Source organism: Microbacterium tenebrionis (assembly GCF_903645325.1).
GTDB lineage: Bacteria > Actinomycetota > Actinomycetes > Actinomycetales > Microbacteriaceae > Microbacterium > Microbacterium tenebrionis.
Window position 1 is genome coordinate 1 of sequence record NZ_CAHJXQ010000014.1, and the last position, 23,192, is coordinate 23,192.

Sequence of the window (23,192 nt, forward strand, 5' to 3'; positions counted from 1 at the left end):
GCGCATACGTCGCGCAGCACCGCGCCGTCGCCGAGCTTCCGGACCATGTGCTCGGCGACGGCGCGGTGCTGCGCGACGTATGCGCCGCCCTCGCCCCAGTCGATATCGCGGGGGCCGGAGCGCTCGGCATCCGCCGTCGGGATGGAGTGCGTCGAGAAGAGGACGTGGATGTCGGATGCCGCGATGCCCTGCTCGAGGAACGACGCGACCGCCGCATCCACCCCTTCCTGGAAGGGAGCGACGAAACCGGGGTGATCGAAGAACAGCCGCACCTTGTCGGCGGTGACCCGGCCTTCGAGGCCGGCATCCGTGATCGCCCGCGCGATGTCCTCACGGTACTGACGATCGCTGGAGTACGAACTGTAGGCGCTGGTGGCGAGCACGAGAAGAGTCTTGTGCCCATCGTGCGCCGCTGCGGTGAAGGCGTCCTCGAGGTAGGGAGCCCAGTTGCGGTTGCCCCCGTAGACCGGCAGCTCGATGCCGCGCGAGGCGAGTTCGGCCTCGAGCGCCGCCTTCAGCTGACGGTTCTGCTCGTTGATCGGGCTGACGCCCCCGAAGTGACGGTAGTGATGGGCGACCTCTTCGAGACGCTCGTCGGGAATGCCGCGGCCACGAGTCACATTGCGCAGGAACGGGATGACGTCGTCCTGGCCCTCCGGGCCGCCGAAGCTTGCGAGCACGAGAGCGTCGTAGTCGACCGGGGTCTCGACGAACTCGGCGCCGGTGGCGGCGGCCGGCGAGGCGAATGGAACAGGACTCTGATCGGGAGCAGTCACTGCTCCATCCTCGCATCTCCGCGCGCGCCGCCGCGCAGTCCTGGCGTAGGCTGTCATGGTTGCCGTCGGCGCCAGCAGCGTCGACCCGACGCGACACCCCCGAACCCTTGGGAGAAACAGCTGTGCCTGGAGAGAACCTCACCCGTATCGAAGCGCAGGAGCGCCGCGAGCTCATCGAGACTCAGTCCTACGAGATCTCACTCGATCTGACCAAGGGCGCGGAGGTCTTCGGCTCGCGCAGCGTGGTCCGCTTCACCGCGAAGCCCGGCAGCTTCACCTTCATCGACCTGATCGCCCGCGACGTGCGCGAGATCTCGCTCAACGGCGAGCTGCTGGATCCCGCCGAGGTGTTCGCCGAGTCGCGCATCGCGCTGGCCGATCTGCACGCCGAGAACGTGCTCGTCGTCGACGCCGACTGCCTCTACACCAACACGGGCGAGGGCCTGCACCGCTTCGTCGACCCGGTCGACGGCGAGGTCTACCTCTACTCGCAGTTCGAGGTGCCGGACTCGCGGCGCGTGTTCGCCGTCTTCGAGCAGCCCGATCTGAAGGCCACCTTCCAGTTCACGGTCACCGCGCCCGACACCTGGAAGGTCGTCTCGAACTCCCCCACGCCCGAGCCCATCAACCACGACGAGAGCAGCACCGCGACCTGGGGCTTCGAGCCCACGCCGCGTATCTCGTCGTACATCACCGCGATCATCGCCGGCCCGTACGAGTCGACGTTCTCCGAGCTGACCAGCGCCGATGGTCGCGTCATCCCGCTCGGCGTGTACGGCCGCAAGAGCCTGTGGGAGCACCTCGACGCCGACTACATCTTCGACAAGACCCGCGAGGGCTTCGCGTACTACGAGGAGAAGTTCGGCGTTCCATACCCGTTCGCCAAGTACGACCAGCTCTTCGTGCCCGAGTTCAATGCGGGCGCCATGGAGAACGCCGGTGCGGTGACCTTCACCGAGACCTACGTGTTCCGCAGCAAGGTCACCGACGCTGTCAAGGAGCGCCGCGTCGTCACGATCCTGCACGAGCTCGCGCACATGTGGTTCGGCGACCTCGTCACCATGAAGTGGTGGAACGACCTCTGGCTGAACGAGTCGTTCGCGGAGTGGGCGTCGACGATCGCCACGGCTGAGGCCACCGAGTGGACCGAGGCGTGGACGACGTTCAACGCGATGGAGAAGACCTGGGCGTACCGCCAGGATCAGCTCCCCTCCACCCACCCCATCACGGCCGAGATCAACGATCTCGAAGACGTGCAGGTGAACTTCGACGGCATCACGTACGCCAAGGGCGGATCCGTCCTCAAGCAGCTCGCCGCCTGGGTCGGCATCGACGCGTTCTTCGCCGGCGTCGGCCAGTACTTCCAGAAGCACGCCTGGGGCAACACCGAGCTCAGCGATCTGCTCACCGAGCTCGAGGCCACCAGCGGACGCGAGCTGACGACCTGGTCGAAGAAGTGGCTCGAGACCGCCGGCGTCAACACCCTCTCTCCCGTCATCGCCGACGACGCCGACGGCGTGATCTCGCGCTTCGCGATCACGCAGACCGCGCCGGCGGACTACCCCACCATCCGACCGCACCGCCTGGGCATCGGCTTCTACAACCTGGACGGCGGCGCGCTCACCCGCACGCACTATGTCGAGATCGACGTCGACGGCGACCGCACCGAGGTGCCGGAGCTGCAGGGCCTGAAGCGCCCGGACCTCGTCCTGCTCAATGACAACGACCTCGCCTACGCGAAGATCCGACTCGACGAGCGCTCGCTCGAGACCGCGATCGCGCACCTCGCTGACGTCTCCGACCCGCTCGCCCGCTCGCTCGTCTGGGGCGCCGCCTGGGACCAGACCCGCGACGCCGAGAGCGCGGCATCCGACTACATCGACCTCGTCCTGGGCAACATCGGCCGCGAGACCGAGTCGACCACGGTCCGCACCACCCTCGCCCAGCTGCGCACGGCCGCGAACCTGTACGTCGCCCCCGCGGCCCGCGACGCCGCACGTGCGAAGATCGCGGACGGCCTGTGGGATCTCGCCCAGGGCGCGCAGGCCGGCAGCGACAGCCAGCTGCAGTTCGTCACCGCGTTCGCCTCGTCCCTCGTCAGCGCCGAGCACGTCGGCATCGTCGGACGCCTGCGCTCAGGCGAGGAGACGCTGCCCGGCCTCGAGATCGACACCGACCTGTCATGGCAGCTGCTCGTCGGTCTCGCGTCCGTCGGAGCGACGGACGCGGCAGCCATCGACGCCGCACTCGCAGCTGACAACACCTCGAAGGGCGCCGAATTCGCCGCCCAGGCCAGGGCCGCGCTCCCCACGGCCGAGGACAAGCGCACGGCATGGGCATCGCTGGTCGACAACGCCGACCTCGCGAACACGATCGTCCGCTCCGCCGCGCTCGGCTTCGTGCACCCGAACAGCACCGAGGTCCTCCGCGAATTCGTGCAGCCCTACTTCGACATGCTCGTGCCGGTCTGGGAATCGCGCACCTATCAGATCGCGAACTACCTGATCGTCGGCCTGTACCCCACGCCCCTCGCGAACACCGAGCTGCGCGATGCGACCCGCGCGTGGCTGTCGGCGAACAGCGACGCGGCTCCGGCGCTGCGGCGCCTGGTCAGCGAGGGTCTCGCAGACGTCGAGCGCGCGCTGTCGGCACAGGCACGGGATGCCGAGGAAGCGTCCTGACTCAGGGTTCGCAGACCTCCGATCAGTAGGATCGAAGGGTGTTGGACATCCCGTTTGAGACCGCGCCCGCACCTCAGCTGCCGTCGTGGCTGGTGGACTTCTGGTCACGCACGCTCGCCTGGCTCATCGAGGCCGGCGGGAATCTGCTGAACGTCCTGCTGATCATCGTGATCTGCGTCGCGATCGCGTTCGCTCTGCGCTTCGTGATCCGCCGGGTCGTGCACCGCATCGTCGACAGCGCGAAGTCGAAGGCCAACGTCGAGGACACGCAGGCGCTGGAGCGCTCGCCGCTGTCGGACATGCGGCTCGTGCAGCGCACCCGGACGCTCGGGACCATCCTGCAGAACATCGTGAACGTCACGGTCGGCATCGTCGGCATCGTGCTGATCACCAACGCGCTCGCCCCGGACCTCGTCGGCTCGCTCACCCTGCTCACCGCAGCTCTGGGCGCCGGCCTCGGCTTCGGCGCCCAGAACATCGTCAAGGACGTGCTGAACGGGCTGTTCATCGTCGCGGAGGACCAGATCGGAATCGGCGACATGGTCGACATGGGCCTCGCCTCCGGCGTCGTCGAGTACGTCGCCGTCCGGATCACGCACGTGCGCGACGTCAACGGCACGCTCTGGTACGTCCGCAACGGCGAGGTCACCCGCATCGGCAACATGTCGCAGGGGTGGGCTCGTGCCATCGTCGACATCGGCGTCCCCGTCGACGCCGACGTCGCGGTCGTCGAGGAGGCGCTGCTGGAAGCCGCGCAGGGGCTCGCCAAGGACCCGAAGTGGCGCACCCGCATCATCGAGCGCCCCGAGGTCTGGGGTCTGGAGTCCATGGACGGAGATGCTCTCGTCATCCGCGTCGTCATGAAGACGCGGGCGACCGCGATGGACGACGTCGCGCACGAGCTGCGGATGCGCCTCAAGGACGCCGTCGAGAAGCTCGGCCTCGCCGTCCCCTCTCTGGCATCGGTCGTGCCCGAGGGCACCGCGGGCGCACGGCGTGTGCGCGGTGCGAACCCGCCCAAGACCCGCCCGAACGCCGTGACCGGTGTGCCTCCGGCTTGGGGCATCTGGCGCAAGAAGAACCCGAAGCAGCGCCGGAGCCGCCGGAGTCGAAGCCATGACGTTCTACGACGAGGTCGGCGGGCAGGCGACCTTCGAGCGGATCGTCGACGTGTTCTATCGCGAGGTCGCCCTCGATCCCGTCCTGAAGCCGATGTACCCGGAAGAGGATCTCGGCCCCGCCGCCGAGCGGCTGACGATGTTCCTCGTGCAGTACTGGGGCGGACCTGCGACGTACGGCGAGCGGCGGGGGCATCCGCGGCTGCGCATGCGGCACATGCCGTTCCGTGTCGACCCCGACGCCCGGGACCGCTGGCTGCGCTGCATGCGCATCGCCGTGGACGAGGCCGAGCTCTCGCCGCTGCACGAGGCGACGCTCTGGGACTACCTCGAGCGGGCCGCATATGCCATGGTGAACACCATGGAGCGGTCCGGGATCGGCCCTGCTCCCGCCGGGCGGCAGACGCTCGAGACACGAAGCAGCAGTCCGGATTCGACGGAGAACGCATGACGACCGCCCCCCCTGTCCACAGACGTCCTGGTCATCGGATGGGGGTTGTTGGGGCTCGTCGCGGCGGCTGAGGCGACCGCCGGCTGGGCCGAGCGCGGCGGCTACGGCGCGTTGGGGCCCGGCAACTCAGTGCCCCGGTTCCACATCACCTGGGGCACCGGACCCGGCATCGTCACCCCCTTCGAGGAAGCCGCGCGACGCGCCGAGGATGCCGGGACGCTGACGATCCTCCCCCGGCACCGCGTCACCGAGCTGGTCATCGCGGACGGCGCCGTGGTGGGCGCTCGCGGCGACGTGCTCGCCGACAGCGCGACCGAACGGGGCGTGACGTCATCGCGCGATGCCGTCGGCGACTTCGAGATCACGGCGGGCGCGACGATCGTCGCCTCCGGCGGCATCGGCGGCAATCACGAGCTCGTCCGCTCGGCATGGCCGGAGCGGCTCGGCACCCCGCCCGCACACATGCTGTCGGGCGTGCCCTCGTATGTCGACGGCTCGATGCAGACGGTCTCCGCGGCAGCCGGCGCCCGCCTGATCAACGGCGACCGCATGGGGCACTACGTGGAGGGCATCCAGAACTGGAACCCGGTCTGGCCGATGCACGGCATCCGCATCCTGCCCGGCCCCTCGTCGCTGTGGCTGGACGCCACAGGTAGGCGCCTCCCCGTTCCGCTGTTCCCCGGCTTCGACACGCTCGGCACGCTCGAGCACCTGCGCACGACCGGCCACGACCACTCGTGGTTCGTCACGTCGCGGCAGATCGTCGAGAAGGAGTTCGCTCTCTCGGGCAGCGAGCAGAACCCCGACCTCACCGGCAGGGACGTGAAACTGCTGCTGAAGTCCCGCCTGGCGAAGGGACCGACCGGACCCGTTCAGGCGTTCCTGGACGAGGGGGCGGACTTCATCGTCGAGAACGACCTCGAGTCGCTGCTCGAGCAGATGCAGCGGCACGATGGCGGCGGCATCCTCGACATCGACCAGGTGCGGCGGGAGATCATCGCGCGCGACCGTGAGATGGACAACGACTTCACGAAAGACGCCCAGATCGGGATGCTGCGGTCCATGCGCGGGTACCGGGGCGACAAGCTCATCCGCACCGCGGCGCCGCACCGTCTGCAGGACCCGGGTGCCGGACCCATGATCGCCGTCAAGCTGCACGTGCTCACCCGCAAGTCGCTCGGAGGCATCAACACGGATCTGGCCGGTCGCGCCCTCGGCTCCGACGGCGCGGTCATCCCCGGGCTGTTCGCCGCGGGCGAGGCGAGCGGATTCGGCGGCGGCGGCGTGCACGGCTACCGCGCGCTCGAGGGCACCTTCCTCGGCGGATGCCTGTTCTCGGGGCGTCAGGCCGGCCGCGCCGCGGCGTGCTGAGACTACTGCCCGGTCGCGGGGCCGGTCGATGCGCCGGTGGGCCGCACAGCGGTCAGACCGCTGGCGACGGGACCGCGTGCCAGGACGTGACCGCGGCGGAATCCGAGCCGGGTCCACCGACCCGACCGCGTCACGGGCACCTGCTCCTCCCCCGAGATGAATCCGAAGGCGTGGGCTGCGAACGCGACGCCGCGCGGCAGTCCACCGAGGTGCTCATCAGGCTCGCCCCAGATCGCCGCGCGCAGCGCGCGGACGGCCTCTTCACCGGAACCGGGGGCGGCGCCGCGTGCGACGGCGGAGATGCCCCACTGCGCCCGCTCGGCCACCGTGGCGGCGCTGACGGCTGCCGCGCGCTCCCAACCGCCGCGCGGGGGGGAGACTCCGGCCCAGGCCGGTGACCGCCCCGTCTCAGGCAGACGCAGCATCCGCTCGTCGTCGTCACGGGTGAGCTCGTCGACGACGATGTCGCATTCGAGCTCGGGGTCGGCATGCACGATGCGCATCGCGAGGATCGTGGGCGTCTGGTCGAACAGTCCCTGCGGCGCGAGCGCCGCAGCGGTCAGCGCGAGAACACCGCCGCGCGCCTGCAGACGGACGCCATCATCCGAGATCTGAGCTGCACGCCCGACGAAGGTGAGCACATCGCTCGCGGTTCCGGAATCGGCGAGGACGAGGCGTGGCTGCACACGTTCCAAACTACCGGGTTCTCTACACTGGGAGGGTGCGATGGACGTCGCGGGGAGGAGCGCCGATGAGCGCAGAGGCACAGGCTCGGGCATCCGTCGATCAACTCCTCGACGTGCTGGATCTGGATGCGAGTCGAGCAAGGACCACGGAGGACATCTTCACCGGCCGCTCGCACAGCATGCCGACCGGTCGCATCTACGGCGGCCAGGTGCTCGGGCAGTCGCTCCTCGCCGCCGAGCGCACGATGCCGCCCGACCGCGCCGCCCATTCGATGCACGGCTACTTCCTGCGCCCCGGCGACTCGGCGCAGGGCGTCACGATCTCCGTCGATCGCATCCACGACGGCCGCTCCTTCTCGACGCGGCGCGCCCAGGCCTATCAGAACGGCGTGCCGATCTTCTCGATGATCGCCTCATTCCAGGACGAGGCTCCGGGGCTCGAGCATGCGGCGCCGATGCCGACCGGCATGCCGGATCCTGAGGACCTGTTGCCTGATGAGGAACTCGTCGGCGGAGCAGGAGCGACGGCCCTGCGCATGCTCACCGAAAGGCCGGTCGACACGCGGCACGTCCAGTCCCCGATCTACCTCACCGCCGACGGGGAGCGCGCGGCGCACCAGGCGGTGTGGATGCGGATGCGCGCCCCGATGCCCGATGATCAGCGGCTGCACAGGGCCGCTCTCGCGTACCTCAGCGACATGACGATCCAGGAGTCGATCCTGCGTGCGCACGGCGTCGCATGGGTCACGCCCGGCCTGAAGGTCGCGAGCCTCGACCACGCCATGTGGTGGCACCGCCCGGTGCGCGTGGACGATTGGATGCTGTTCGTGCAGAAGTCCCCGAACGCACGAGGTGGCCGGGGGCTGGCGACAGGGCGCATCTACTCCCGCGAGGGAGTTCTCGCAGCCAGCGTGACGCAGGAGATCATGATCCGCGTTCCGGAAGCCGGCTGACCGCCGCCGCTATCGGCGGGGGGCGTAGACGATCGGCTCGCCGAGGTAGGGGTCCCACGCCTCGCGCATCTCGTCCGTCAGGCGCGTGGGCCGGGCGGACTGCGCGTCCACGAGGACGACGACAGCCGTCGAGCGGGCGTAGAGGACGCGTTCGGCGTTCGACGGGTCGTTGAACACCTCGTAGCAGACCTCGATGCTCGAGCCGCCGAGCTTGCCGAACCACATCTGCACCTCGAGCGGGTGCCGCTGGTAGGGCACCGGGGCGAAGTACTCGATCTCCTGCCGGGCGATCAGCGTGAGCACACCCTGATCGATACCGGATTCCAGGACCGCCGTCTCCGGAGCCTCCTCCCCAGGGCCCGCCTTCCAGAACGCCCTCACGCGCGCTTCCTCGAGGAGTTTGAGCATCGAGGCGTTGTTGACGTGGTTGAACGCGTCCAGGTCACCCCACCGCAGGTGGATGGGGATGTGCAGGCGGTTTCCTGCGTGCGCGGCGTCAGTCACGAGTCAGCTTGCGGTGCGTGGAGCGGTGCGGGTTCGCGGCGTCCGGTCCGAGGCGCTCGATCTTGTTCTTCTCGTACGCTTCGAAGTTGCCCTCGAACCAGTGCCACTGCGCCGGGTTCTCGTCGGTGCCCTCGTAGGCGAGGATGTGCGTGGCGATGCGGTCGAGGAACCACCGGTCGTGCGTGATGACCACGGCGCAGCCGGGGAACTCGAGCAGCGCGTTCTCGAGCGAGCTCAGGGTCTCGACGTCGAGGTCGTTGGTCGGCTCATCCAGCAGCAGCAGGTTGCCGCCCTCCTTCAGGGTGAGGGCGAGGTTGAGACGGTTGCGCTCACCGCCGGAGAGCACGCCCGCCTTCTTCTGCTGGTCCGGGCCCTTGAAGCCGAATTTCGACACGTACGCGCGCGAGGGGATCTCGGTCTTGCCCACCGTGATGAAGTCGAGGCCGTCGGACACGACCTCCCACAGGGTCTTCTCCGGGTCGATGTTCGCGCGGGACTGGTCGACGTAGCTGATCTTGACGGTCTCGCCGATCTTCAGGTCGCCGCCGTCGAGAGGCTCCAGGCCCACGATCGTCTTGAACAGCGTGGTCTTGCCGACGCCGTTGGCGCCGATGATGCCGACGATGCCGTTCGGCGGAAGGCTGAAGCTCAGCCCGTCGATGAGGACGCGGTCGCCGAAGCCCTTCTTGAGGTTCTTCGCCTCGATGACGACGTTGCCCAGACGGGGCCCCGCCGGAATCTGGATCTCCTCGAAGTCGAGCTTCCTGGTGCGTTCCGCCTCGGCCGCCATCTCCTCGTAGCGGGCCAGACGCGCCTTGGACTTGGTCTGGCGGCCCTTGGCGCTCGAGCGCACCCAGTCGAGCTCATCCTTGAGACGCTTGGCGAGTTTGGCGTCCTTCTTGCCCTGGATGTCGAGTCGCTCGGCCTTCTTCTCGAGGTAGGTCGAGTAGTTGCCCTCGTAGCCGATGAGGCGCCCGCGGTCGACCTCGGCGATCCATTCGGCGACGTTGTCGAGGAAGTACCTGTCGTGCGTGATCGCGATGACAGCGCCCTTGTACGACTTCAGGTGCTGCTCGAGCCAGAGCACGCTCTCGGCATCGAGGTGGTTGGTGGGCTCGTCGAGCAGCAGCAGGTCGGGCTTCTGCAGGAGCAGCTTGGCGAGGGCGACGCGCCGCTTCTCACCACCGGACAGCGGTGCGATCGCGGCATGCCCCGGCGGGGTGCGCAGGGCGTCCATGGCCTGCTCGAGCTGGGAGTCGAGGTCCCATCCGTCCGCGGCGTCGATCTCTTCCTGCAACACGCCCATCTCGGCGAGGAGCGTGTCGAAATCGGCATCAGGATCCGCCATCTGCGCAGAGATCTCGTTGAATCGGTCAAGCTTCGCCTTGATCGCGACGCCGTCCTGGACGTTCTCGAGCACGGTCTTGGTCTCGTCGAGCTCCGGCTCCTGCATGAGGATGCCGACGCTGAATCCGGGCGTGAGCTTCGCCTCGCCATTGGACGGCGTGTCGAGCCCCGCCATGATCTTGAGGATCGTCGACTTACCGGCTCCGTTCGGGCCGACCATGCCGATCTTCGCCCCGGGGAGGAACGACATCGTCACGTCGTCGAGGATGAGCTTCTCGCCCACCGCCTTGCGCGCACGAACCATCGAGTAGATGTACTCAGCCACCGAGAACCGCTCCTTCTGTCAGCGTCGAGAATCGACTCTCCAGCCTACCGGCTCCGCGTCACCAGTCGATCGGACGGGTTCGCCCCACCAGGCACCGCCCTTCGGCGAGCTGATCCATGACCATCGTGACCGGTTCTCCCGTGGAAGGTCCGACCTGCCCGACCAGGCACTGCCGATCACCCCATCGGACGGAGAACTGGATGCTCTCGGCCGCATTTCCGACGGTCGTGAGGTCTTCGGTGACCTGCATCGCGGACTTGTCGAAGCCGGCGTCGACGAGAGCGTCGATGTACGCGCGTCCGGACGAGCTGGCGGTGTGAGCCCACACGTCTGCCGTGATCTCGGCGAACAACGGCAGGTTCTCCTCGGCCGTGCCGTCCGGCTGCAGGACGGGGGCATCCGGGGTCGCCGTCGGCGCGACCTGCGTCGCCTCCGGCGCGGTCGTCACTGTTCGGGTCGGTGACGCGCTCGGCGTGCACGCTACGAGCCCGCAGGATAATCCCGCAAGAAGCGCGACGACGGCGATGCGCGAGCGGAGGACGGCGGGTCGACGGGTCACGCTCCGATCCTATGCGCGCCCCGTCGACCGAGCCTGACCGCACGCGCCTGCACCGCGAGTCGTCGACGCCAGCCTTGCGCGCGGCCGGCACATGCACGGAAAGGCAGCGCGCGCATCCGTTCACCTGTCAGACGCGGACGTTCACGAGTTCGACGAGCGGGCGCGGGATACCCACCGTCTCGGCGGCCTCGCTGGCGGTCTGCGCCATGCGCACGGCGCCGCGATAGACGCCCCGGTGGGCGCGCGGCAGGTCGTGGAGCGATTCGGTAGCCATCGCCCCGAGGGTACCTGGCGCGACCGAGCGCTGGGCTAGGAGCTGGCGCCGGCCGTCAGCATCGTGAGCAGGAGCACGTTGCGGGCGGGCGCATCGTCAGGGCAGGCCACCTGGTGCACCGTCATGGCCTTGAGGTGCGCGACCCGGCCGGGGACGAGTTCGTAAATCGTGTCATCCACCGTGAGGTTGAGCTGCCCTTCGAGGGACTGGATCGTCACCGGATGCGCCGCCTTGTGTTGCGTCAGCACCTGCCCCGGGGCGTAGGTCATCATGATGAACTCGGCCGCATGGCCGTTGAGGATGCGCTTGACCGCCGGGCCGCGCGCCTCCCGCGCGTCCGGTGCGAGCGACGCATCCAGCACGACGGCTGCTGCGTCGAACGAGTCGGGGTCGTTGCCGATGGACTCGGGCCGCAACAGAAACGGTTGGCTCTTGTCACCCATGACAACTCCTCGAGGTCGGTTGGCGGTAGCGTATCAAGTCGACCTCGGCGGCCTACGAGTCGGGCCCGACGAACGGCACGAGCTCCGCGAAGCGCTCGTAGTATGCGTCCTGCAACGATCGGAGCGTGTCACGGAGGAACCCCGGCTGCGGTGGTGGGCTCGTCCAACCCGTCGAGCATCTCGTCGAAGAGCTCGAAACTACTCATCGTCTCGGCCACGTCGTCGACGGGAAGCGCATCCCCACTCACCGTGCGGGTCTCGTAGATGAAGAGAGTCTGCTCCTCGTCGATCACGCTGCCCTTGAGCCGCACGGCGCGCTGCTCACGAAGCGCCGCCGCGAAGCGGGATGCGCGAATCGGGTATTCCTCGACCATGCGGAGTAGCCCCCACGAACAGCAAAGGCCCTCGAATCGCGAGGGCCTTTGCTACCTGAGCAAGGTAGTAGTAGCAGGAGCGGGGCTCGAACCCGCGACCTCACGGTAGCCAGCCTCGCACCTGTCATCTCACTCGGCGCGTGGGTGCAGGGAATCACTCGCACTCGCATCCATCATGATCCCGAAGGCTGACCGCACGCGCCTGCACCGCGAGCGCTCAGACCGTGACGTTCCACACCTCGGCGCGCTCTTCGGAGGTCGGCTCGACGATGTCGTCTTCGAGCGGATCGGCGCCCGCGCCCTGTGCTGAGGACGTGGCATCCGGACTCGCCGGCGCCGGCTTGGATGCGCTCGCCGTCGGCGCCTTGGCGAAGGCGGCCGTACCCCAGCGCAGATCGTGTCCGATCGCCTCCGCCTCGATATCGGCGCTCATCCCCTTCTTCCCGCCGCTCTCCCACTCACGCAGCTTGAGGCGCCCCGTCACGATAACCGCATCGCCCGAGCGCAGCGACACCTTCGCGTGCTCGGCCAGCCGCCGGAACGCCGAGACGTTGTACCAGTTCGTCCCGGTCTCGACGAAGGTCTGGTTCTTCGCGTCGTACCAGCCCTGCGGGCTCGCGACGCGGAAGTTCAGGACGGGCACACCGCCCGCCGTCCCGCGGTTGGGGTCGCCGCCGACGCGGCCATGGATCGTCACAGTGTCGTTCATTTCCATCTCCTTCGTGGTCCGGGTGAGCCCGGGTCACCTCAGAGTGCTCCGGGTCGCCGACCTGCATTGCGCCCGATCCCGCTGCCGGTGGAGAAGTTGCGTCGCTACCTCATCGGTGCAGGGCGGGTGAGTGATGCCCGCAGATCGAATGTCCGTGGTCGCTCATATGTTCGAATCGAAGGGAGAAGATGATGACCACCACCCAGAAGCACCCTGTTCCTGAGATCCCCTACGCGGCGCCGCGACTCGCCTCCGATCGCGAACATCTGGTGCGCGCGTCCGACCATCTGTGGCGCGTGCAGAACGAGGCAGGCCGCATCCTCGGTCATCTGCGCATCGTCGCCGATCCGCTGGGCCTGCACTACCGCGCCGAGCGCCTGCACCTCGCGACCGGCGCCTTCCGGCTCGTCGGCGACTTCTGGCGTCCGGACGCTGCCGTGCAGGCCCTCCGCAACGGGTGAAGCGCCCCCGGCAGGAATCGAACCTGCGACCAACGGATTAGAAAGCCGATGCTCTTCCTCTGAGCTACGGAGGCGTACCTTCCTACGGTACCAAAGCCGGTGTCGGCGCCCTCACTACAATAAGGGGATGGTATCTGCGTCCGAGAACGACCGACTCGTCTGGATCGACTGCGAGATGACGGGACTCGATCTCTCGGTCGACGAACTCGTCGAGATCGCCGTCGTCGTGACCGACTTCGAGCTCCGCCCCCTCGACCCCGGGTTCCATGTCGTCATCAAGCCGAGCGAGGCCGCGCTGGCGAACATGGGCGAATTCGTCACCGACATGCACACGACGTCCGGGCTCATCGACGAGATCCCGCACGGGGTGTCTCTGACTGACGCCGAAGAGCAGACCCTCGAGTACATCAAGCGGTTCGTCCCGGTCGAGCGCAAGGCTCCCCTGGCCGGCAACACGATCGGCACCGACCGGATGTTCCTCGCCAAGTACATGCCGCAGATCGACCAGTGGCTGCACTACCGCAACGTCGACGTGTCCAGCGTCAAGGAGCTCTCCCGACGCTGGTATCCGCGCGTGTTCTTCCAGGCTCCCGCCAAAGACGGCGGCCACCGGGCGCTCGCCGACATTCTCGAATCCATCCGCGAGCTGCAGTACTACCGCGAGGCCGTGTTCGTCGCGGACCCCGGACCGAACAGCGACGAGGCGCGCGCGATCGCCGAACGCACGGTGTCATCGTTCGCTTCAGAGGTGTAATACACTTGAGGGGTTGTCCACTCGACGGACACATGGTGGCTGTAGCTCAGTTGGTAGAGCACCGCGTTGTGGTCGCGGGGGTCGCGGGTTCAAGCCCCGTCAGCCACCCCATGCACGAAGGCCGGATCGCATGATCCGGCCTTCTCCATCTCCCTAGGATTGTGCTGTGTCACTGACGGTCTGGCTCTCGCTCCTCACCGCATCCGTCGTGATCAGTTTCACGCCCGGAGCCGGAGCGATCAACACGATGTCGAACGCGCTCGCGCACGGGTGGCGCCGATCCGTCTGGGGCGTGATCGGCCAGCAGCTCGCGCTCATCGTGCACGTCATCATCGTGGCCGCCGGCGTCGGCCTGCTCGTCTCCCGCTCCCCGCTCCTGTTCGACATCGTCCGCTACGCCGGTGCCGCCTATCTCGCGTTCCTCGGCATCCGCATGATCCTCGCCCGGGTCCCAGAGCCCGCGGCATCCGACGGCACTCCTCCGCCCCGCGAAGGCCGGTTCGCGATGATCCGCCGCGGCTTCTGGGTCAACGTGCTCAACCCGAAGGCGATCGTCTTCTTCCTCGCGTTCGTCCCGCAGTTCATCCGCCTCGACCAGCCAGCGCTCCCGCAGTATCTGATCCTCATCGGCACGGTCATCGTCGTCGACGTGATCGTCATGTGGGGGTTCTTCGCGACCGCCGCCCGGCCCTTCCGCGCGCTCACCCGGACCCGCCGCGGCGTCCGCACGCTGAACATCATCTTCGGGACGATGTTCCTGTTCGTGTCCGCGCTCCTCCTGTTCGTCCACTGACCCGAAGCGGGCCGTAGGCTGGACGACGATGGAGATGGATGCCGCGACCTTCGAGAAGCTCGTCGTCGACGAGCTCGACCTGCTGCCGGAAGAGATGGTCCAGGACCTCGACAACGTCGTCTTCGTCGTCGAGGATCGGCCCGAGGACGGCAGCCTCGACCTGCTCGGGCTGTACGACGGGCTCGCCCTCACAGAGCGCGGCCACTACGGCATGGGCGAACTGCCCGATCGCATCATCGTCTACCGCGAGCCGCACCTCGCCCAGGCCGAGAACGAGGAGGATCTCCGCCACGAGGTGCACACCACGCTCGTGCATGAGATCGCGCACTTCTTCGGCATCGATGACGACCAGTTGCACGAGCTGGGGTGGGCATGAGCACGCCAGTCGCACTCCCCCATCTCGACGAGACGCTCGACCTTCGGGCCGCGCCTCTCGAGCCGTGGCAGGTCGTCGTCTGGAACGATCCCGTGAACCTCATGAGCTACGTCGTGCGGGTGTTCCGCACCTACTTCGGCTACACGGTGGAGCACGCGACGACGCTGATGCTCGCTGTGCACCACGACGGACACGCGATCGTCGCCACCGGACCGAGGGAGACCATGGAGGTGCATGCGCAGGCCATGCACGACTACGGCCTGTGGGCGACCGTGCGGAAGGCACCGCAGTGACCGCACGCACGATCTCGTTCCGCCTCGCGCCGATCGAGGTTCAGCATCTCGCCGCTCTCATCGACCAGCTCACCGAGGTTATCGCCGCGGCTGACGAGCATCCCGATCCCGCCGTCGACCGTCTCGTCCCGGCACCGTATCCCGACGACCCCGATGCCGCCGAGGCGTTCGCCGCAGCGACCCGCGACGACCTGCTCGACCGCCGCACCGCCGATGCCGCGATCGTTCGCGGAGCGCTCTCACCGTTCATCGACGGCGACGACGACCCCGACGACGAGCGTGAACACGTCGATGTCGCGATCCGCGTCGTCGACATCGATTCCTGGCTGCGCACGATCACCGCGCTGCGCCTGGTCATCGCCGGACGCCTCGGCATCACGATCGACGACGAGCACGACCTCGACGATCCGCGGTTCGGGGTCTACGACTGGCTCGCGTACCGCCTCGACGGCCTGATCGCGATCGCCGACGGACTGGACGACGCCCGTGACCAGGCCTGAATCGCTCTAGGGGATCGCGACGGTCAGCGTCGCAAGCGCGCGCGGGTCATCACGCTGCAGATGACGCTCCTCCTGTGCAGCCCAGCGGTCCCAATGCGGGCGGAATCCGTCGCCGTCGCGGTCCAGCGCGCGGCGCTTGCGCGACGGCGCCGGCGACTCGACCCATACCCGCACATCCGCCAGGCGGGCGGATGCCGCATTGAGAGCGCCGCACCCCTCGAGGATCACTCCGAGCGCGGGAGTGACGGCGTAGGCCTCCGCCTCCACCTCGTCCTCCCAGTCCCAGCGCCGCCACGTGCTCAGCAGACCGCGTGCGTGCGGGCGCAGGATGTCGTGCAGTGCACGCTCGGCACCCGCGTCGAGACCGTCCCAGCCCGGGTACAGCGAGTCCAGGGCGATCAGCTGAGGCCTCCCGGCGACGGGCCAGTTCGCGGCGACCATGCGCGACAGGGTCGTCTTCCCCGCCCCCGCTCGTCCGTCGATCAGCACGACCGGATTGGATGCCGCAACGGCGACGACGGCTTCGATGACCTCGGCGGCGCCGCGGCGGAGCGCCTGTTCGACGGGGTCGTTACTTCTTGAGGGCACGGATCACGCGCGAGAGAGCCCGCCCGGCGACCCAGACGAACGGAATGCCGACAGCGAGCAACGCGACGATGTTGGGCTCGAATCGCAACCCCTCTTCGCGACGAACGTATACGCCGAGAGGAATGGAGACACCGCCTCCTCCGCCGCCGCCGTTCTGGTCCTGGTCGGCGCCGCCGCCGAACCCGGCCCAGGTCAGGGCGACAGGAGTGATGCTCACGCCGTCGACGTCCTGCGGCTCGCCGTAGGCGGCCTTCACGCCGAAGGCGGAGATCTGCTTTCCGAGGTCCAGTGCGATGTTCGGCATGACTCCACGGTACAGGGCGAAACGCCACACCGGGGAGTTCAATCGACCCCGTGATCCTTGGGATGCCGCGCGGCGCCCCGCCCGTCGCCGCGGCCGATGTGCCGAGCGCGCGTGATCGTGGCGTTGCCGAACCGGGCCCGCGCGTCATCCAGCGCTCCCTCGACCTTGCGCCAGTGCTCGTCGTCGTCCCACAGGGCGAAAGCGGCGCTGCCCGCCGACCGCAGCTTCTCGGCGCGCACCCCGATCAGGCGGATCGGATCCCGCCGGTCGATCGACTCGTAGAGGCTCTGCGCTGCCTCGCCGATGCGCTGCCCGACGGAGGTCGGCTCCGTGAGGGTCTGCGACCGGCTGAGAGTGGTGAAGTCGTCGAAGCGCACCTTGATGGCGACCGTGCCGCACTCCCAGTCTGCTCGGCGCAGCCGCACCGCCACCCGATCGGCGAGTCGCAGGAGCTCGGCGCGAAGGAACTCGCGATCGGTGATGTCGACGTCGAAGGTCTCCTCGTGACCGACGCTCTTCTCCACCCGCTCCGTCTCGACCTCGCGCGCATCCATGCCGCGCGCGAGCTGCGCTATGCGCGCGCCCAGGGCGGGTCCGACGGCACGATCGAGCATGTCCTGCGGGGAGTTCCTGATGTCGCCGATCGTGCGGATGCCGCGGGCCTCCAGCGCCTCGGAGGCCTTCGGCCCCACGCCCCACAGCGCACGGACCGAGCGCGGCGTGAGGAAGTCGAGCGTGTCGGCCGCCGCGACGATCAGCAGACCGTCGGGCTTGGAGAGCGTCGAGGCCATCTTCGCGACGTGCTTGGTCGCGGCGACGCCGACGCTGCACGTGATCCCGACCTCGGCGTGCACGCGCTCGCGCACCATGCGCGCGATCCGTCCTGGGCTCCCCCACAGCCGGCGCACCCCCTGGACGTCGAGGAACGCCTCGTCGACGGACAGCGGCTCCACGAGCGGTGTGATCGACTCGAACACCCCCATCACCTGCTTCGAGACGGCCTGGTAGCGCTCGAAATGCGGCATCACGATCTTCGCCGTCGGGCACAGGCGCATGGCCTGACCGACCGGCATCGCGGCGCGCACACCGTAGCGACGAGCCTCGTACGATGCGCTCGAGACGACCGAACGGCCGTCCGGCGCCCCGATGATCAGCGGCAGTCCGCGCAGCGACGGGTCATCGAGCACCTCGACGGCCGCGTAGAACGCATCCATGTCGACGTGCAGGATGCGCGTGCCGCTGTCGTCCGCACCGTCGGGTGAGACGATGCGGCCACGTCCGTCACCGCGCCCCATACGTCCATTCTCGCCGAGGGCACCGACATCCGACGAACAGTCCGGGGGCCGAAACGACGGATGTCGGACCGATCACGTGAATCGGTCCGACATCCGGGCCCGCGGCCCCCGAAGTGTCGGGGCACGAGGCGGCGCTACTGGGCGGCGCGCTCGAGACTTCGCCTAAGCTTCTGGCTCCGCTGCGCGGGCCAGAACGAGCTCGCGCACGCGTGCGGCGTCCGCCTGCCCCTTCATGGCCTTCATCACGGCACCGATGATGGCGCCTGCGGCCTGCACCTTGCCGTCCTTGATCTTGGTCATGACGTCGGGCTGAGCGGCCAGCGCCTCGTCGATCGCCGCGATGAGGGCCCCGTCATCTGAGACGACCGCGAGTCCGCGGGCATCCACGACCTCCTGCGGCGTTCCCTCGCCGGCGATGACGCCCTCGAGGACCTGACGTGCGAGCTTGTCGGTCAGGGTTCCCTCGTCCACGAGCTTCTGCAGGGCTGCGACGTTCTCGGGGCTGACCAGTGTCGCGGCATCCTTCTCCTGCGCGTTCGCGAGACGGGTGATCTCACCCGTCCACCACTTGCGGGCGGCGGCAGGCGTCGAACCCGCGGCGATCGTCGCCTCGACGGCATCGACCAGATCGCTGTTGCGCACGTCCTGGTACTCGAGGTCGGTGAACCCCCATTCGGTCTTCAGCCGGCGACGACGAGCCACCGGCTGCTCGGGCAGGGCTGCGCGCAGCTCCTCGACGAGAGAGGCCGCCGGCTGCACGGGGAGCAGATCCGGCTCCGGGAAGTAGCGGTAGTCGTCCGCATCCGACTTCGGGCGACCGGGCGAGGTCGTGCCGGTGTCCTCGTGCCAGTGACGGGTCTCCTGCGTGATCGAACCGCCGTCATGGAGGATCTGCGCCTGGCGCTGGATCTCGTAGCGGACTGCGCGCTCGACGGACCGCATCGAGTTGACGTTCTTCGTCTCTGTGCGGGTGCCGAGCGGTGCCGGCTCCTCGCCCTCGGCTGTGCGCGGCCTCAGCGACACGTTCGCGTCGCAGCGCAGGTTGCCGCGCTCCAGGCGCGCCTCGGAGATGCCGAGACTGCGCACGATGTCGCGGATCGTCGACACGTAGGCCTTGGCGACCTCCGGCGCTCGGTGATCCGCACCGAAGATCGTCTTCGTCACGATCTCGACGAGCGGGACTCCGGCGCGGTTGTAGTCGACGAGCGAGTACTCCGCCCCCTGGATGCGCCCGGTGGCGCCGCCCATGTGGGTCAGCTTGCCCGCATCCTCCTCCATGTGCGCCCGCTCGATCGGAACGGTCACGAGCGTGCCGTCCTCGAGCTCGACCTCGACGGAGCCCTCGTACGCGATCGGCTCGTCGTACTGGGAGATCTGGTAGTTCTTGCCGAGGTCCGGGTAGAAGTAGTTCTTCCGCGCGAACCGGCTGGACTCGGCGATCGAGCAGTTCAGCGCGAGCCCGAGGCTGATCGACGACCGGATCGCCGTCTCGTTCACGACCGGCATCGCGCCGGGAAGTCCCAGGTCGACCGGTGCGATGAGCGTGTTCGGCTCAGCTGCGTGATACTTCTCGTTGGCCGGGTTGGGCGCGGCCGAGAACATCTTCGTGTTCGTGTTGAGTTCGACGTGCACCTCGAAGCCGAGCACCGGCTCGAACAGTTCGAGCGCCTTGTCGAAATCCATCAGCTTTGCCGCAGCCATCAGCGGTTCCCTCCTGCAAGCTGCGGGGCTCGGGTGAGCAGCGACGCTCCCCACGAGTCGACCAGCAGTGTTTCGAGCGCGGCGCCGACCCGGTACAGACGGGCATCCTCACGCGCAGGCGCGAGGAACTGGATGCCGACGGGCAGACCGTCGTCATCTGCCAGCCCCGAAGGGATCGAGATGCCGGGCACGCCGGCGAGGTTCGCCGGGATCGTCGTGACGTCGTTCAAGTACATCTGCAGCGGGTCGTCGATCCGCTCGCCGATCTTGAACGCCGTGGTCGGCGCCGTCGGCGTCGCGATGACGTCGACCTCGGCGAACGCGCGGTCGAAGTCCTGCTGGATCAGCGTACGCACCTTCTGCGCGCTGCCGTAGTAGGCGTCGTAGTACCCGGCCGACAGCGCGTAGGTGCCGAGGATGATCCGGCGCTTGACCTCGTCGCCGAAACCGGCGTCGCGGGTGGCCGACATGACGTCCTCCACGGTCGGGTTGCCGTCCGGCGTGACGCGGAGGCCGAAGCGCACGGAGTCGAACTTCGCCAGGTTGCTGGATGCCTCGGCCGGGAGGATGAGGTAGTAGGCGGCGACACCGTATTCGAAGTGGGGAGTGGAGATCTCGACGACCTCGGCGCCGTTCCGCTCCAGCAGATCGAGCGAGGCGCGGAAGGATGCCGCGACGCCGGGCTGGAAACCGGAGTCCGGGAGTTCCTTGATGACGCCGACCTTCAGTCCCTTCAGAACGTCCCCGCGTGCGCCCTCGCGTGCGGCATCTGCGAACGACGGCCAGGCGTCGGTGAGAGAGGTCGAATCGTGCGGGTCGTGCCCAGCGATGACGTCGTGCAGGAGGCCCGAGTCGAGCACGGTGCGCGTGACGGGACCGACCTGGTCGAGGCTCGAGGCCAGCGCGATCGCACCGTAGCGACTGACGCCGCCGTACGTGGGCTTGACGCCGACCGTGCCTGTGACGTGCGCCGGTTGCCGGATCGACCCTCCGGTGTCAGAGCCCAGGGCGAGAGGTGCTTCGAACGCGGCGACCGCGGCCGCCGAACCGCCGCCGGACCCGCCGGGGATCCGGTCGAGGTCCCAGGGGTTGCGGGTCGGGCCGTAGGCGGAGTGCTCGGTGGAGGAACCCATCGCGAACTCGTCCATGTTCGTCTTGCCGAGCGGCACGAGGCCGGCCGCGCGCGAGCGGGCGACGACCGTGGCGTCGTAGGGCGACATGTAGCCCTCGAGGATCTTCGACCCGCTCGTGGTCGGCTGATCGGTGGTCACCAGCACGTCCTTGATCGCCAGCGGGACGCCGGCGAGCGGGTGCAGCTGCTCCCCCGCGGCGCGGGCCGTGTCGATCGCGTCCGCGGCGGCGAGCGCACCGTCGTTGACGTGCAGGAAGGCGTGGAGGTCTCCGTCGACGGCGGCGATGCGGTCGAGGTGCGCCTGGGTGGCCTCGCGGCTGGAGACCTCGCCGGCGGAGAGCTTCTCGGCGAGCTCGGCGGCGGTCAGTCGGATGATGTCGCTCACTGCTCCTCCCCGAGGATCGCGGTCACGCGGAAGCGGCCGTCGGCGGCATCCGGCGCGTTCTGCAGCACCTGCTCGTGGGTGAGCGTGTCGCCGACCTCGTCGGGTCGGAACACGTTCGCCAGCGGAATCGGGTGGCTCGTGGCCACCACGTCGGGCGTCGCGACCTGCGAGACCTTGGCGATGTTGTCGACGATGGCATCGAGCTGGCCCGTGAGCCGCGTCACCTCGTCGTCGTTCAGCTGGATGCGCGCGAGCACGCCGAGATGGCGCACAAGATCAGGGGTGATTTCAGACACTCCCCAAGTCTAGTTCTAGGCTGAGACCATGACGACGTTCGTTCCCCCTCGTCCCTGGATCGCCAGCTACGCCGAGGGTGTTCCTGCCGAACTCGCTCCCGTCAGCGGCTCGCTCATCGACATCGTGGCAGCCTCGGCACGGGACTACCCGGATGCTCCGGCGCTGGAGTTCTTCGGCCGGACGACCTCGTATGGGCAGATGCAGGAGGCGATCGATCGTGCCGCCGCAGGGCTCCATGCGCTCGGCGTGCGCGCCGGCGACCCCGTCGCCATCGTGCTGCCCAACTGCCCGCAGCACATCGTCGCCTTCTACGCCGTGCTGCGGCTGGGCGCGATCGTCGTCGAGCACAACCCGCTGTACACGGCGCGCGAGCTGCGCAAGCAGTTCGAGGACCACGGCGCCAAGCACGCCATCGTGTGGAGCAAGGTCGTGAAGACCGTGCAGGACTTCCCTCAAGATCTTGCGGTGACCTCGCTCATCTCCGTCGATGTGACCACGGCCATGCCGACGCTCACCCGTCTCGCTCTGAAGCTGCCGATCGCGAAGGCCCGCGAGTCGCGTGAAGCGCTCACCGAGAAGGTCCGCGGGGCGATCTCGTGGGAGCAGATCGTGCGCTCCGAGCCGCTGCCGGCATCGCACCCGCGTCCGGCCACCGACGACCTCGCGATCATCCAGTACACGTCCGGCACGACGGGCACGCCCAAGGGCGCCGCGCTCACGCATCGGAACCTGCTCGCCAATGCGGCCCAGGCCCAGTCGTGGGTTCCCTCGATCACCCGCGGCAACGGCTGCGTCGTGTACGCGGTGCTGCCGATGTTCCACGCCTACGGGCTCACGCTCTGTCTGACGTTCGCGATGTCGATGGGTGCGCGGCTCGTGCTCTTCCCCAAGTTCGACCCGGACCTCGTCCTCGACGTCGTGAAGAAGCATCCGCCGACGTTCCTGCCGCTCGTGCCGCCGATCGCCGAGCGCCTGCTGGCCGCGGCCACGGCGAAGGGCATCTCCTTGGCGGGAACCGAGGTCGCCATCTCGGGCGCCATGGCGTTGCCGCATGAGCTGGTCGTGCCGTTCGAAGCCGCCAGCGGCGGCTACCTCGTCGAGGGATACGGGCTCAGCGAATGCTCCCCCGTGCTCATGGCGAATCCCGTGGCGGAGAACCGCGTCGCCGGTACCGTCGGGCTGCCGCTCCCCGGAACCGAGTGCCGGGTCGTCGACCCGGACGAGCCGACGAAGGATGTCGAGCCGGGCACCCCCGGCGAGCTCGTCGTCCGCGGGCCGCAGGTGTTCTCCGGGTACTACGGCAAGCCCGAGGTGACGGAAGCGGCGTTCGTCGACGGCTGGTACCGCACGGGCGACATCGTGACGATCGATGACGCCGGCTTCGTGCGGATCGTCGACCGGATCAAGGAGCTCATCATCACCGGCGGCTTCAACGTCTCGCCCACCGAGGTCGAGAACGTGCTGCGTCAGCATCCGTCCATCGAGGACGTCGCCGTCGTTGGACTGCCCAGCGGCCACTCGGGTGAAGAGGTCGTCGCCGCCGTCGTGCTGGATGCCGGCGCAGAGCTCGACGAGGACGCCATCCGCACCTTCGCCCGCAGCATCCTCACCCCGTACAAGGTCCCGCGGCGCCTGTTCGTCGTCGACGAGCTGCCCAAGTCGCTCATCGGCAAGGTGCTGCGCCGCCAGGTCAAGGAGAAGATCACAGCCCTCACCGGCAGTTGACGCGCGTTCTCCCAGAC

The 23,192-nt window shown here is 68.4% G+C and carries 26 protein-coding genes, 2 tRNA genes and 1 pseudogene; 13 read left to right on the forward strand and 16 right to left on the reverse strand.

The annotated features are described in order from the left end of the window. Window positions 1-776 (reverse strand): ferrochelatase (locus HWX58_RS13760; protein WP_250646263.1); only part of this gene is annotated, 776 nt, incomplete at its 3' end. Window positions 777-898: 122 nt separating this feature from the next. Between HWX58_RS13760 and pepN the strand changes: the two genes are divergently transcribed. The 4 genes and pseudogenes from pepN to HWX58_RS13780 all read left to right on the forward strand — a co-directional run bounded on the left by pepN (window position 899) and on the right by HWX58_RS13780 (window position 6,397). Next, window positions 899-3,457 (forward strand): aminopeptidase N, encoded by a 2,559-nt coding sequence (gene pepN, locus HWX58_RS13765; RefSeq protein WP_175988693.1) that lies wholly within the window; start codon window positions 899-901, stop codon window positions 3,455-3,457. 41 nt (window positions 3,458-3,498) lie between these two features. After that, window positions 3,499-4,551, forward strand: a pseudogene (locus HWX58_RS15530) (mechanosensitive ion channel family protein); the annotation flags it as partial. Window positions 4,552-4,573: 22 nt separating this feature from the next. Next, window positions 4,574-5,026 (forward strand): globin, encoded by a 453-nt coding sequence (locus HWX58_RS13775; protein WP_175988753.1) that lies wholly within the window; start codon window positions 4,574-4,576, stop codon window positions 5,024-5,026. A 48-nt stretch (window positions 5,027-5,074) separates the two neighbouring features. Further along, window positions 5,075-6,397, forward strand: coding sequence for an FAD-binding dehydrogenase (locus HWX58_RS13780; protein WP_250646264.1), 1,323 nt, complete (start codon window positions 5,075-5,077; stop codon window positions 6,395-6,397). A 2-nt stretch (window positions 6,398-6,399) separates the two neighbouring features. On the opposite strand, the gene HWX58_RS13785 is transcribed toward HWX58_RS13780, so the two are convergent. Further along, window positions 6,400-7,083 carry a DUF8185 domain-containing protein gene (locus HWX58_RS13785; protein WP_175988695.1) on the reverse strand — a complete coding sequence of 228 codons (684 nt, stop codon included), beginning with the start codon at window positions 7,081-7,083 and terminating at the stop codon, window positions 6,400-6,402. Between the two features lie 65 nt (window positions 7,084-7,148). Here HWX58_RS13785 and HWX58_RS13790 point away from each other — a divergent pair, with 65 nt between their 5' ends. Further along, window positions 7,149-8,036: an acyl-CoA thioesterase gene (locus tag HWX58_RS13790; protein WP_175988698.1), complete on the forward strand. Its 888-nt coding sequence runs from the start codon at window positions 7,149-7,151 to the stop codon at window positions 8,034-8,036. A gap of 9 nt (window positions 8,037-8,045) precedes the next feature. On the opposite strand, the gene HWX58_RS13795 is transcribed toward HWX58_RS13790, so the two are convergent. From HWX58_RS13795 to HWX58_RS13825, 7 genes are all read right to left on the reverse strand, one after another. Continuing rightward, window positions 8,046-8,540, reverse strand: coding sequence for an acyl-CoA thioesterase (locus HWX58_RS13795; protein WP_175988700.1), 495 nt, complete (start codon window positions 8,538-8,540; stop codon window positions 8,046-8,048). After that, complete coding sequence (gene ettA / locus HWX58_RS13800; RefSeq protein ID WP_175988702.1) at window positions 8,533-10,212, reverse strand: energy-dependent translational throttle protein EttA; 1,680 nt, start codon at window positions 10,210-10,212, stop codon at window positions 8,533-8,535. Before ettA ends, HWX58_RS13795 begins: the two co-directional genes overlap by 8 nt. Before the next feature lie 58 nt (window positions 10,213-10,270). After that, window positions 10,271-10,771, reverse strand: coding sequence for a DUF6993 domain-containing protein (locus tag HWX58_RS15220; protein ID WP_250646265.1), 501 nt, complete (start codon window positions 10,769-10,771; stop codon window positions 10,271-10,273). 127 nt (window positions 10,772-10,898) lie between these two features. Further along, on the reverse strand, window positions 10,899-11,045 hold the full coding sequence (locus tag HWX58_RS13810) for a hypothetical protein (RefSeq protein WP_175988704.1): 147 nt from the start codon (window positions 11,043-11,045) through the stop codon (window positions 10,899-10,901). 35 nt (window positions 11,046-11,080) lie between these two features. After that, window positions 11,081-11,488 carry a cupin domain-containing protein gene (locus HWX58_RS13815; RefSeq protein WP_175988706.1) on the reverse strand — a complete coding sequence of 136 codons (408 nt, stop codon included), beginning with the start codon at window positions 11,486-11,488 and terminating at the stop codon, window positions 11,081-11,083. Window positions 11,489-11,616: 128 nt separating this feature from the next. Then, window positions 11,617-11,862: a hypothetical protein gene (locus HWX58_RS13820; RefSeq protein ID WP_175988708.1), complete on the reverse strand. Its 246-nt coding sequence runs from the start codon at window positions 11,860-11,862 to the stop codon at window positions 11,617-11,619. Window positions 11,863-12,079: 217 nt separating this feature from the next. Further along, on the reverse strand, window positions 12,080-12,571 hold the full coding sequence (locus HWX58_RS13825; RefSeq protein ID WP_175988710.1) for a single-stranded DNA-binding protein: 492 nt from the start codon (window positions 12,569-12,571) through the stop codon (window positions 12,080-12,082). Window positions 12,572-12,762: 191 nt separating this feature from the next. Here HWX58_RS13825 and HWX58_RS13830 point away from each other — a divergent pair, with 191 nt between their 5' ends. Continuing rightward, on the forward strand, window positions 12,763-13,032 hold the full coding sequence (locus HWX58_RS13830) for a hypothetical protein (RefSeq protein WP_175988711.1): 270 nt from the start codon (window positions 12,763-12,765) through the stop codon (window positions 13,030-13,032). Window positions 13,033-13,034: 2 nt separating this feature from the next. Here the strand turns inward: HWX58_RS13830 and HWX58_RS13835 are convergent. Beyond that, a tRNA-Arg gene (locus HWX58_RS13835) sits at window positions 13,035-13,106 on the reverse strand. Between the two features lie 53 nt (window positions 13,107-13,159). On the opposite strand from HWX58_RS13835, the gene orn reads away from it, so the two are divergent. The 6 genes from orn to HWX58_RS13865 all read left to right on the forward strand — a co-directional run bounded on the left by orn (window position 13,160) and on the right by HWX58_RS13865 (window position 15,748). Further along, window positions 13,160-13,786: an oligoribonuclease gene (orn, locus tag HWX58_RS13840; RefSeq protein WP_175988713.1), complete on the forward strand. Its 627-nt coding sequence runs from the start codon at window positions 13,160-13,162 to the stop codon at window positions 13,784-13,786. Window positions 13,787-13,821: 35 nt separating this feature from the next. Then, window positions 13,822-13,897: transfer RNA gene (locus HWX58_RS13845), tRNA-His, on the forward strand. 55 nt (window positions 13,898-13,952) lie between these two features. Further along, window positions 13,953-14,579 carry a LysE family transporter gene (locus HWX58_RS13850; protein ID WP_175988715.1) on the forward strand — a complete coding sequence of 209 codons (627 nt, stop codon included), beginning with the start codon at window positions 13,953-13,955 and terminating at the stop codon, window positions 14,577-14,579. Window positions 14,580-14,607: 28 nt separating this feature from the next. Beyond that, window positions 14,608-14,955, forward strand: coding sequence for a metallopeptidase family protein (locus HWX58_RS13855; RefSeq protein ID WP_175988717.1), 348 nt, complete (start codon window positions 14,608-14,610; stop codon window positions 14,953-14,955). After that, complete coding sequence (clpS, locus tag HWX58_RS13860) at window positions 14,952-15,248, forward strand: ATP-dependent Clp protease adapter ClpS (RefSeq protein WP_175988719.1); 297 nt, start codon at window positions 14,952-14,954, stop codon at window positions 15,246-15,248. Before HWX58_RS13855 ends, clpS begins: the two co-directional genes overlap by 4 nt. Next, window positions 15,245-15,748 (forward strand): DUF2017 family protein, encoded by a 504-nt coding sequence (locus HWX58_RS13865; protein ID WP_250646266.1) that lies wholly within the window; start codon window positions 15,245-15,247, stop codon window positions 15,746-15,748. Before clpS ends, HWX58_RS13865 begins: the two co-directional genes overlap by 4 nt. Before the next feature lie 6 nt (window positions 15,749-15,754). Here HWX58_RS13865 and HWX58_RS13870 read toward each other — a convergent pair whose 3' ends face one another. The 6 genes from HWX58_RS13870 to gatC form a co-directional block, all read right to left on the reverse strand. After that, complete coding sequence (locus HWX58_RS13870; RefSeq protein ID WP_175988723.1) at window positions 15,755-16,336, reverse strand: nucleoside/nucleotide kinase family protein; 582 nt, start codon at window positions 16,334-16,336, stop codon at window positions 15,755-15,757. Then, window positions 16,320-16,640, reverse strand: coding sequence for a hypothetical protein (locus HWX58_RS13875; protein ID WP_175988726.1), 321 nt, complete (start codon window positions 16,638-16,640; stop codon window positions 16,320-16,322). Before HWX58_RS13875 ends, HWX58_RS13870 begins: the two co-directional genes overlap by 17 nt. Window positions 16,641-16,678: 38 nt before the next feature. Then, entirely contained in the window at window positions 16,679-17,935 is a 1,257-nt protein-coding gene (gene dinB, locus HWX58_RS13880; RefSeq protein WP_175988728.1) for a DNA polymerase IV, read from the reverse strand. Between the two features lie 162 nt (window positions 17,936-18,097). Next, entirely contained in the window at window positions 18,098-19,636 is a 1,539-nt protein-coding gene (gatB, locus tag HWX58_RS13885; RefSeq protein ID WP_175988730.1) for an Asp-tRNA(Asn)/Glu-tRNA(Gln) amidotransferase subunit GatB, read from the reverse strand. Continuing rightward, window positions 19,636-21,153: an Asp-tRNA(Asn)/Glu-tRNA(Gln) amidotransferase subunit GatA gene (gatA, locus tag HWX58_RS13890; protein ID WP_175988732.1), complete on the reverse strand. Its 1,518-nt coding sequence runs from the start codon at window positions 21,151-21,153 to the stop codon at window positions 19,636-19,638. The genes gatB and gatA overlap by 1 nt, the downstream gene beginning before the upstream one ends. Then, window positions 21,150-21,449, reverse strand: coding sequence for an Asp-tRNA(Asn)/Glu-tRNA(Gln) amidotransferase subunit GatC (gene gatC, locus HWX58_RS13895; protein WP_175988734.1), 300 nt, complete (start codon window positions 21,447-21,449; stop codon window positions 21,150-21,152). The genes gatA and gatC overlap by 4 nt, the downstream gene beginning before the upstream one ends. 28 nt (window positions 21,450-21,477) lie before the next feature. On the opposite strand from gatC, the gene HWX58_RS13900 reads away from it, so the two are divergent. After that, window positions 21,478-23,175 carry a long-chain-fatty-acid--CoA ligase gene (locus HWX58_RS13900; RefSeq protein ID WP_175988736.1) on the forward strand — a complete coding sequence of 566 codons (1,698 nt, stop codon included), beginning with the start codon at window positions 21,478-21,480 and terminating at the stop codon, window positions 23,173-23,175. The last annotated feature ends 17 nt before the right edge of the window (window positions 23,176-23,192 follow it).

Bases quoted from the DNA above. Each gene is read 5' to 3' on its own strand.
- HWX58_RS13775 (WP_175988753.1), top strand. From the start codon at position 4,574: ATGACGTTCTACGACGAGGTCGGCGGGCAGGCGACCTTCGAGCGGATC.
- HWX58_RS13790 (WP_175988698.1), top strand. From the start codon at position 7,149: ATGAGCGCAGAGGCACAGGCTCGGGCATCCGTCGATCAACTCCTCGAC.
- HWX58_RS13810 (WP_175988704.1), bottom strand. From the start codon at position 11,045: ATGGCTACCGAATCGCTCCACGACCTGCCGCGCGCCCACCGGGGCGTC.
- HWX58_RS13815 (WP_175988706.1), bottom strand. From the start codon at position 11,488: ATGGGTGACAAGAGCCAACCGTTTCTGTTGCGGCCCGAGTCCATCGGC.
- HWX58_RS13820 (WP_175988708.1), bottom strand. From the start codon at position 11,862: ATGGTCGAGGAATACCCGATTCGCGCATCCCGCTTCGCGGCGGCGCTT.
- HWX58_RS13825 (WP_175988710.1), bottom strand. From the start codon at position 12,571: ATGAACGACACTGTGACGATCCATGGCCGCGTCGGCGGCGACCCCAAC.
- HWX58_RS13830 (WP_175988711.1), top strand. From the start codon at position 12,763: ATGACCACCACCCAGAAGCACCCTGTTCCTGAGATCCCCTACGCGGCG.
- orn (WP_175988713.1), top strand. From the start codon at position 13,160: ATGGTATCTGCGTCCGAGAACGACCGACTCGTCTGGATCGACTGCGAG.
- HWX58_RS13855 (WP_175988717.1), top strand. From the start codon at position 14,608: ATGGAGATGGATGCCGCGACCTTCGAGAAGCTCGTCGTCGACGAGCTC.
- clpS (WP_175988719.1), top strand. From the start codon at position 14,952: ATGAGCACGCCAGTCGCACTCCCCCATCTCGACGAGACGCTCGACCTT.
- HWX58_RS13875 (WP_175988726.1), bottom strand. From the start codon at position 16,640: ATGCCGAACATCGCACTGGACCTCGGAAAGCAGATCTCCGCCTTCGGC.
- dinB (WP_175988728.1), bottom strand. From the start codon at position 17,935: ATGGGGCGCGGTGACGGACGTGGCCGCATCGTCTCACCCGACGGTGCG.
- gatB (WP_175988730.1), bottom strand. From the start codon at position 19,636: ATGGCTGCGGCAAAGCTGATGGATTTCGACAAGGCGCTCGAACTGTTC.
- HWX58_RS13900 (WP_175988736.1), top strand. From the start codon at position 21,478: ATGACGACGTTCGTTCCCCCTCGTCCCTGGATCGCCAGCTACGCCGAG.